The organism is Synechococcus sp. B60.1 (assembly GCF_047462555.1).
Lineage (GTDB): Bacteria > Cyanobacteriota > Cyanobacteriia > Thermostichales > Thermostichaceae > Thermostichus.
Map to the genome: position 1 here is coordinate 19,438 of NZ_JANSJN010000009.1, position 9,086 is coordinate 28,523.

The window sequence follows — 9,086 nt, forward strand, 5'->3', positions numbered from 1 at the left end:
GGGATCCCCCTAGCGCCGAAAGGTTAGCGCCTGGCCGCGCACCGAGGGATCCACCTGACCGTTTTGAAAGGCGATCTGCCCGCCCACAATTGTGAGCAGCGGCCAGCCCACCAGTTCCCAGCCCTCAAACGGGCTCCAGCCGCATTTGGTGAGCAGCTCTTCCCGGCGCACCGGCTGAGGCGTGTGGCGATCCACCAATACCAGATCGGCATCGTAGCCCACCTGCAGCCGCCCCTTGTTGGGGATCCCGTAGAGGCGGGCCGGCGCCTCGCACATCCACTGCACCACCTGGCGCAGGGTACAGCGGCCCTGCTGGGCTGCGGTCAGCATCAGGGGCAAGGCCGTCTCCACACCGGGCATGCCAGAGGGGGAGTGGGGGTAGGGCTGGGCCTTTTCGGCCAGAGTGTGGGGGGCATGGTCGGTGGCGATGCAATCAAGGATGCCGTGGTGTAGCCCCTGCCAGAGCTGGTTCAGGTTAGCCGGATCCCGCAGCGGCGGGTTCATCTGGACGAGGGATCCCAGGCGGGCGTAGTCGGCGGTGCTGAGCAGCAGGTGCTGAGGGGTGACCTCGGCACTAACCCAGGCGGGTTTGTGCCGGCGCAGCAGCTCCACCTCCAGTCCGGTGGAGAGGTGCAAAATGTGCAGGCGGTGGCGGTAGCGGGTGGCCAAGTCCAAAGCCCGTTGCGAGGCAATCAGCGCGGCTTCTTCATCCTGAATCAGGGAGTGAACCGCCACATCTGTACGTCCGGCAAAGAGGGCCCGCCGGGCTTGAATCCGCGAGTGATCTTCAGCGTGGACGGCGATAACAAAATTGGGATCCGTCTCGGCAAAGATCCGCTCTAATGCCGCTTGGTCATCTACCAGCAAGGGGCCATGCATGGATCCCATGAAGATCTTGATGCCGCAAGCCCCTTGCACTGTTTGCAGCTCTTTGAGGTTATCGGCGGTGGCCCCGATGAAAAAGCCGTAGTTGACCACGCACTTGCTGGCGGCCCGGGCCAACTTGTCATCCAGCGTTGCCTGGTCGATCGTCAGCGGATCCGTATTGGGCATCTCCAGAAAGCTGGTTACGCCACCGCGAGCGCAGGCCCAGGATCCCGTCTGTAGGTCTTCTTTGTGCTCCCGGCCCGGCTCGCGAAAGTGAACCTGGGGGTCGATCACCCCCGGCATGAGGGTATGGCCCTCCGCGTCGATAACCCTAGCCACCCTTTTTGCCGAGAGACTCTGGCCGATTTGGGCAATGCGCCCCTCCCGCACCAGCACATCTCCCAGCCAGGGATCCCCTTCCGGCACCAATAGCTCCGCATTGCGGATCAGCAGACTGTCAGACAAAGCGCCCCCGAGACAACGCTAATTTCCCAGCCAGAATATTATTCAGAATACTTTGTCAAAATACCTTGGAAGTATCAAAATACCTTGGAAGACTGGCCGCCAATCCGGCACCTCACTTCCGACTCCGCGCTGTCGCGACAGCGCAAAAGGGCTTTGACTTAACATCCCCTCCACGGCTGCGGCTGGCTTCCAGGCAAAGGTCTAGACGGCTCTTTCTGGTAATCTAAGTTGGGGGGTCTAAGATCGGTAGGTGTTGCCCAGTTTCCCTTGCTCCATTCTCTCTTTGCCTGGGGCTGTAGCTCAGATGGATAGAGCAAGCGCCTCCTAAGCGCTAGGTCGGCGGTTCAAATCCGCCCAGTCCCGTCTAAGTGAGTAGCTACTAGCTCCTCCAAGCTGGTGGTAGGATGTAGTCTACTGCCGGTTCTGACGGGGATCAGCCGTCAGAGGCAACGGGGAAAGTGCAGTGAGAATCTGCCGCTGTCCCGCAGCTGTGAGCCGGTTTTGGATCGGGGATCCCTAGTTGTTGTTGCAAAAGCCCTTGACGACGCAAGCCAGCCCCTCCAAAACTGAGCAAGTCAGAATGCCCGCCGGCGGTTTTTCCCCAGTTCACCATATCTGCGAGGTACAGATATGCTTCCCATTTTGACGTTGGCCCGTTCCCGTCCCGAAGTTTTTTCATCAGCCTGCTTACGGATTTTCGACGCTCTTGGAGCGTAGGCACTAAGTCAAAAGCGCGGACAAGAGAGCTAAGCAGTTGGCTCAGGGGCGGCTAACTCTTGGAGGACGTTTTCTTGCTTTGGTTGCGCAAAAGAGTCCTCTAAGCACCCTCCTGTGCCGAGTGGGCCAGCCGATAGGTTGAGGAACGCCTTGACAGCTCCAGCAGGTTTCCTGGCCTAGAGAAAACCTTCTGCCGGGATCCCACCGATAGGCATGTCGGCGGCCATTTCTTGCTGCCTAGGTTGGATGACAACCGGCTGTACAAAGCCAACTGGCGGCAACCTCCATTTACCGAATTCAGTTCAGGAGACAGTACCTTATGGCCATCGAAACCCAAACCCTCGGCTATGCCCGCATGGGCAAGCGCCGCGAGCTGAAGAAAGCGCTGGAAGCCTTTTGGAGCGGCACCCTGGAGGCGGAGGCCTTGTCAGCAACGCTCCAGGAGCTGGAGGCACAGGTCTGGGGGGTACAGCTTCAGGCTGGCATCGACCACATTGCAGTAGGAGATCAAACCCTCTACGACCATGTTTTGGACTGGGCCACCTGGCTGGGGCTGATTCCCTCCCGGTTTCAGAGCTTATCAGGCCTGGAGCGCTACTTTGCCATGGCGCGGGGACGGGAGGGCCTGCCCGCCTTGGAAATGACCAAGTGGTTCGACACCAACTACCACTACCTGGTGCCGGAAATTGAGGCCGACGCGATCCCTCAGGCCCATTTCGATGACTTCCTGGCCACAGTGCGGCGGGCGCAAGGGATCCTAGGAAACCGCACCAGCCCCGTCCTCCTCAGTCCGGTTACCCTTCTTGCTCTAAGCCAGCGCTCTGGCAAGTTGCGGGGAGATCTGGAGAAGCTGCTTCCTCTCTACGAGGAGCTGCTGCAGGAGCTGCAGCGACTGGGAATCCGGGAAGTGCAAGTCCATGAGCCCATCTTGGTGACGAGCGAAGGCGACAGTCTCCGGGAAGCGGTGGAGCAGACCTACCGCCGGCTGGCTCGGTTGGGGATCCCTGTCCACTTGGTTACCTACTTTGACGACTTGGGGGAGACTTACCCCTGGGTGGTGGAGCTGCCGCTAGCCGGCCTCAGCCTCGACTTCACCCGCGGCCACAACCTGGAACTGGTCAGAGCCCACGGCTTCCCCGCCGATAAGATCCTAGGGGCGGGGGTAGTGGACGGGCGCAACGTCTGGCAGATCCAGCCCAAGGCCGTTCTGGCCACTCTGCAAGAGCTGCAAGCCCTAGCCCCCAACCTGCGGGTGCAGCCTTCTTGCTCGCTCCAGTTTGTGCCCCACGACGCTGCTCTGGAAACCCACCTGCCAGAGCCTTTGCGGAATGTTCTCAGCTTTGCCGAGCAGAAGCTGGCCGAAGTGGTTCTGCTCGCTCGCACCCTCAACGGCGAAGACACCGCTGCCCAGCAGAACAAGCTGGAACAGCAGTGGCAGGCCTTCCAGGACTTCAATCCCCCCAACCTTGCGGTGCGCCAGGCCTTGGCCAACCTGACGGCGCAGGACTTCCAGCGCTCCCTTCCCTACGAGCAGCGTATAGGCCGGCAGGTCAAGCTGCCACCGCTGCCCACTACCACCATCGGTTCTTTTCCCCAAACCCCCGAAGTCCGGCAGTGGCGGGTCAAGTACAAAAAGGGCGAGATCTCCCAGGCCGAATACGAGGCCGCTATCGACGCCGAAATTGCTAGGTGCATCCGCATTCAAGAAGAAATTGGCCTGGATGTGCTGGTGCATGGCGAGTTCGAGCGCACCGACATGGTGGAATACTTTGCCCAGCAACTGCAGGGCTTTGCCTTTACCGAGCACGGCTGGGTGCAGAGCTATGGCAGCCGCTGCGTGCGTCCCCCCATTCTCTATGGCGATGTGTCTCGCCCTTGCTCCATGACGGTGCGGGAGTTTAAGGTGGCCCAATCTCTAACCCAAAAGCCGGTTAAGGGGATGCTCACCGGGCCGGTAACCATGCTCAACTGGTCCTTCCCCCGCGTTGACCTTTCCCGCCGCGAGCAAGCCTTGCAAATTGCCTTGGCCCTGCGGGCAGAGGTGGCCGACTTAGAAGCTGCCGGAGCCGTAATGGTACAGGTGGACGAGCCAGCGCTGCGGGAGGGTCTACCCTTGAAAAAAGAGCGCTGGCCGGAGTACTTAAGCTGGGCGGTGGAGGCCTTCCGACTGGCTACCGCTGGGGCCAAGCCCGAAACCCAGATCCACACTCACATGTGCTACTCGGAGTTCGGGGACATCATCGAGCACATCGAGCGGCTGGACGCCGACGTTCTCTCGATCGAAAACAGCCGCAGCAGCAACAAAACCTTGCTGCAGATCGCCCAAGCGGGCTATCGCCACCAGGTGGGCAACGGCGTTTACGACGTCCACAGCCCGGCGGTGCCCGACACCGAGCAGATTCTCCAGCAACTGCGCCTGGGAGTGGCCCACTTGCCGCTAGAACAAACCTGGGTCAACCCCGACTGCGGCCTAAAAACCCGCCGCTGGGAGGAGGTGATCCCTGCCCTGAGGAACATGGTGGCAGCCACTCAGCGCCTAAGGGAGGAGCTCCAGGCCACCTAGCCCCCGGCGAGATCCCTCAGGCCAACGCTCCCTCCGCCGGCAACCGACCATTTGGGGCTACGACAGCCCCAGCCCGCCTGGCGGCTGGCCAATAGGGCAAGATGGAATTGTCTCGTCACTCCGCTGGATCGACAGACCCAGGGAGGGATCCCTTGCTTGCCCCCTTGCCACCGAAGGAACGATAATCGTCGTCGTCTCCAGCCATATTGACATCATTCTGATGAATCCGACACTTTGGGTTTTTTGGGGCCTAGTCCTGCTGCTGGTCGTGGGCCTGGCAGCCTACCTGCTAACCGCCCGCAAGTACCGATCTCCTGAATCGGTAGCCCGCGCCTACGACGAGTGGACCCGCGATGGGATCCTGGAGTTCTACTGGGGCGAGCACATTCACCTCGGCCACTACGGATCCCCGCCGCGGCGGAAGAACTTCATCCAAGCCAAGTACGACTTTGTCCACGAGATGGTGCGCTGGGGCGGGCTGGATCGGCTGCCGCCGGGGACGACGGTGCTGGATGTAGGTTGCGGCATCGGCGGTAGTTGTCGCCTCTTGGCCCGCGACTACGGCTTTGTCGTAACCGGCATCACCATCAGCCCGCAGCAGGTGCAGCGGGCCCAAGAGCTCACCCCCCCCGATCTCCCTGTCCGGTTTCAGGTAGCGGATGCCCTCAATCTGCCCTTTCCCGACGCCAGCTTTGATGTGGTCTGGTCCATCGAAGCGGGGCCCCACATGCCGGACAAGGCCCGCTACGCCAGCGAGATGCTGCGGGTGCTCAAGCCGGGAGGCATCTTGGTAGTGGCGGACTGGAACCAGCGGGACGACCGTCAAAAGCCCCTCAACTTCTGGGAGCGGCTGGTGATGCGGCAGTTGTTGGATCAGTGGTCGCACCCCGCTTTTTCCAGCATCGAGGGGTTTGCTGAACAGTTGCAAGCCACCGGGCTGGTGGAAGGGCAGGTGGAAACCGCCGACTGGACGCAAGAGACCCTTCCTTCTTGGCTGGATTCCATCTGGCAGGGCATTGTCCGTCCCGAGGGCTTGCTGAAGTTTGGCTTGGTAGGCTTGATTAAGTCGCTGCGGGAGGTGCCCACCTTCTTGCTCATGCGCCTGGCCTTCGGCACTGGCCTCTGCCGCTTTGGCATGTTCCGGGCGGTGCGGGCCGCCACGCCGGCAAACTCCGCCTCCCCAGAAGTAGTTGGCTACAGCACCCAATAAAAGACAATGACGCTCCTTGCTCCCCCTCCGGAGACTCTGGACGCCCTCTACGACGTGATCATCGTTGGCGGCGGCATTGCGGGCTTAACCCTAGCTTGTGCCCTGCAGGGATCCGGCCTGCGCTTGGCCCTCATTGAGGCCCAGTCGGCTGAGGCAGTCAGGCAGCGCCCCTTGGCCTATGCCCTTTCGCCGCTCTCGATCCGCATCTTTCGGGCCATCGGGGTGTGGGAGGCGCTGGCTCCCCACATCACACCCTTTGCCCAGGTGATTCTGACCGACGCCAACGCTCCCCAGCGGGTGACGTTTAGGCCGGAGGATGTGGGGGAAACGGCAGTTTTCTACTGTGGTGAACATGGCTGGCTGCAGCAGATGCTCCAGGAGCGGGTGGCTGCGGATCCCCAGATCACCTGCTACTACGAAGCCAGGGTGGAGAGGGTCACTTATGGAAAGGCCGCGGCTGAGGTGGAGCTGGAAACGACCCAAGGCCGACGCCGGCTGGCCGCCTCCCTGGTGGTGGCTGCTGACGGCCTGCGCTCCCAGGTGCGCCAGGGGGCAGGGATCCCTAGCGACGGCTGGGACTACTGGCAGTCGTGTATCACCGCCCTGGTGGCCCCTGCCCAAGATCACCAAAACATTGCCTACGAACGCTTCTGGCCTGCTGGCCCCTTCGCCATCCTGCCCCTGCCCGGCAATCGCTGCCAAGTGGTCTGGATCCTGCCCCATGAGCAGGCCAAGGCTACCCTGGCGCTCCCCCAGGCTGACTTCTTGGCCGAGATGCAGCGCTACTACGGCGTCCAGGGCGGCTGCCTTACCTTGCTGAACCCGCCCCAAGTCTTCCCGGCCCGTCTGCGCCAGAGCCGCCGCTACTATCAGCACCGCCTGGCCTTGGTGGGGGATGCAGCTCACCACTGCCATCCCGTGGCGGGCCAAGGGCTAAACCTCGGTATCCGCGATGCCGCTGCCTTGGCTCAGGTACTGCTGGAGGCTTACAGACGGCACGAGGATCTGGGAGATGTCAAAGTCCTGTGCCGCTACGGCCGCCGGCGCCGCTGGGAAAACTGGCTGGTGCTACTCTTCACAGATTTACTTACCCGCACTTTCTCCAACTCCTACTGGCCCCTAGTGGTCTTGCGGCGCTTGGTCTTGCAAGGAATGATCCTCTTCCCACCGCTGCGGCGCTTTTTGCTGCGCCTGATGACTGGCCTCTGGGGAAGCTCTCCCTACAGCCCCAGTTCCTCCTTGGCCTTTTGAGCTGCCCAAAGCACCTCCGCATCGGCGGCCTGGGACCAGTCGGGATCGGCGATCTGGGCGTAGAACTTTTCGTCATAGGGTCGGGTTTGCACCACCACCGGCATAGGTACGGCATGGCCGAGAACCAGAGCCTGCTGTTTGGAATCCAACTTGGCCAGCACCGTTTTCAAGTTCTGGCTGCCCGCTACCCCAGTAAAGACAGCGTCGATATCCTGCTCGTCGTTGAGGAGGGCCGTGATGCGGGTGCCCAACTGCGACATCACCTCGCTGTCGATACTGGAAGGGCGCTGATCCACCACCAGCAGTGTCACAAAGTACTTGCGCATCTCGCGGGCAATAGTGCCGAAAATGGTCTGCTTGGCCGCCCGCGGATCCAGAAAGCGGTGCGCTTCCTCGATGGTGATGCACAGTTGCCGGGGCCGGTCGAGGGGATTTTTGGACTGCAGGTACCGCTCTGTCTGCTGCACATAGGCCTGGTGGATGCGGCGGGTGATGACGTTGGCTGCCAACATGTAGGAGAGCAGGTTGGACTGGGATCCGAACTCGATGACCACGTGGATGCCGCGGCTGAGGGCCTCCAAGATCTCGCCAATGTAGTTGTGGGGCAAGCTGTTGCGGATGTACTTGAGGTCGTCGAGGCGGGTCAGCTTGCGCTGCAGGGCCAGGATCGAGGCCTTGTTGCCCATCTTCTGTTCGCAAAACTCTTGAACCTCGGCGTTGGAGAGGCTCAAGAGCCGGCTGATCCAGTCGCGGCCAAACTCGTTGCGCAGGATAATGGCGTTTTCCAGGCTGGCCTCGGAGAGGTTGAGCTCCTCCGCCAACAGGGCCAGATCTTCCACCTCGATCTGGTTGTAGGCAATAAACAGTTCGCGGGCATCCCGCACCCCTCGCCGCCGGGTGGAATCGGGATCCAAGGTATAGATTTGTACCTGGCCGGGGAAGAGCTGCCGCAGCCCCTTGACAGTGGTGGCCTGCCTATCCTCGCTGGCCGCCTCCCAGCCATACTCAGAGTGCATATCAAAAATTAGGTTCACCGCCGCGCGTTTGCGGATGATGCCCGCCAGGAGCAGGCGGGCCAGGAAGGATTTGCCGGTGCCGGACTTGCCGAAAATGCCGTTGCTGCGCTCCACCCAGCGATCCAAATCCAGACAAATGGGCACCGCCATGTCCAGAGGCTGACCGATGGCAAAGTTGCGCCGAGTTGGATCCTCTTCCCAGCCAAAGACGGTGCGAAAGTCCAGCTCCCGCGCTTCGTACACCTGGGAAAAGTGGGCCGGCACTGTTTTCACCGGCAGCAGCTCCATCGCCTCAGCACCAGGAAGGGCTGGGCCGCCATCTTCTAGCCGGTTGGGATCAATGAGGGGGTACAGCCTTTCCCCTTCCGTCTGCCGCGGCACCAACATGAGCATTGGCGTGAGGGCAATAACCCCGTAGGTGCCGCTGCCAGCCAAGACCTCTCGCAACAGGGTTTCTTCGGGACGAGGGGGATTGACCAAGATCTGGGGGTTGCTGGTTGCTAACGTAACGTCGGTGAGCAGGCCAAAGAAGCGGTGGCGCTCCCCTTGAATGACCACAAACTTGCCCACCCGCAGGTCTTCTACCGAAACGCCAGGGTTGAGGCGAGCTTCCAAGCCCCGACTCAGGGATCCCTGAATCACCGTGGCCAAAGGTTGGGAAGCGGTCATGGCGGTGAGACTAGTTCTGGGCACGGGCGCTGGTGCGGGGGGCGCCATCCTGCACAATCCAGGTGCGGACAATCTCCACCTCCTCCGGCGTCCAAAAGCCCAGACGGGAGAGGGGCAGCCCGCGGGCTTGGATGTAGGCAATCTCGGGGGATCCGCCGCGGGCTTGAGGGCGGTTGGGGTTGTTGGCGTTGAGAAGGGTGGCGTGGCGGCGGGTCCAGCGGGGAGCGATCAACTCACTGTTGGGATCCCCTGGCTTGACGTAGGCCAGAACCGCCTCGTAGCTATCCAGCAACTGGGTGCGCTGTCGCCCCGCCGGCTGGTGACAGCC

General features: G+C 61.6%; 5 protein-coding genes, 1 tRNA gene, 1 pseudogene and 1 riboswitch. Of the genes and pseudogenes, 4 read left to right on the forward strand and 3 right to left on the reverse strand.

The genetic code is table 11. The features are described from left to right. Positions 1 to 9 precede the first annotated feature (9 nt). Complete coding sequence (locus NW863_RS01870; protein ID WP_414364070.1) at positions 10 to 1,332, reverse strand: dihydroorotase; 1,323 nt, start codon at positions 1,330 to 1,332, stop codon at positions 10 to 12. A gap of 289 nt (positions 1,333 to 1,621) precedes the next feature. Between NW863_RS01870 and NW863_RS01875 the strand changes: the two genes are divergently transcribed. The 4 genes from NW863_RS01875 (at position 1,622) to NW863_RS01890 (ending at position 7,073) form a co-directional block, all read left to right on the forward strand. Beyond that, positions 1,622 to 1,695 (forward strand) — tRNA-Arg (locus tag NW863_RS01875). 38 nt (positions 1,696 to 1,733) lie between these two features. Further along, positions 1,734 to 1,939, forward strand: a riboswitch (cobalamin riboswitch). A 429-nt stretch (positions 1,940 to 2,368) separates the two neighbouring features. Then, positions 2,369 to 4,612 (forward strand): 5-methyltetrahydropteroyltriglutamate--homocysteine S-methyltransferase, encoded by a 2,244-nt coding sequence (gene metE / locus NW863_RS01880; RefSeq protein WP_414364071.1) that lies wholly within the window; start codon positions 2,369 to 2,371, stop codon positions 4,610 to 4,612. Positions 4,613 to 4,832: 220 nt separating this feature from the next. Next, on the forward strand, positions 4,833 to 5,822 hold the full coding sequence (locus tag NW863_RS01885; RefSeq protein ID WP_414364072.1) for a methyltransferase domain-containing protein: 990 nt from the start codon (positions 4,833 to 4,835) through the stop codon (positions 5,820 to 5,822). Between the two features lie 6 nt (positions 5,823 to 5,828). Next, the gene (locus NW863_RS01890; RefSeq protein WP_414364073.1) at positions 5,829 to 7,073 is read left to right on the forward strand and encodes an FAD-dependent hydroxylase; all 1,245 of its coding nucleotides are present in this window, start codon (positions 5,829 to 5,831) and stop codon (positions 7,071 to 7,073) included. Here NW863_RS01890 and NW863_RS01895 read toward each other — a convergent pair. After that, positions 7,043 to 8,758: a helicase HerA domain-containing protein gene (locus NW863_RS01895; RefSeq protein WP_414364087.1), complete on the reverse strand. Its 1,716-nt coding sequence runs from the start codon at positions 8,756 to 8,758 to the stop codon at positions 7,043 to 7,045. The two genes, NW863_RS01890 and NW863_RS01895, sit on opposite strands and share 31 nt — an antisense overlap. Before the next feature lie 10 nt (positions 8,759 to 8,768). Further along, positions 8,769 to 9,086 (reverse strand): annotated as a pseudogene (locus NW863_RS01900) (hypothetical protein); the annotation flags it as partial.

Bases quoted from the DNA above. Each gene is read 5' to 3' on its own strand.
- NW863_RS01885 (WP_414364072.1), top strand. From the start codon at position 4,833: ATGAATCCGACACTTTGGGTTTTTTGGGGCCTAGTCCTGCTGCTGGTC.
- metE (WP_414364071.1), top strand. From the start codon at position 2,369: ATGGCCATCGAAACCCAAACCCTCGGCTATGCCCGCATGGGCAAGCGC.
- NW863_RS01890 (WP_414364073.1), top strand. From the start codon at position 5,829: ATGACGCTCCTTGCTCCCCCTCCGGAGACTCTGGACGCCCTCTACGAC.
- NW863_RS01895 (WP_414364087.1), bottom strand. From the start codon at position 8,758: ATGACCGCTTCCCAACCTTTGGCCACGGTGATTCAGGGATCCCTGAGT.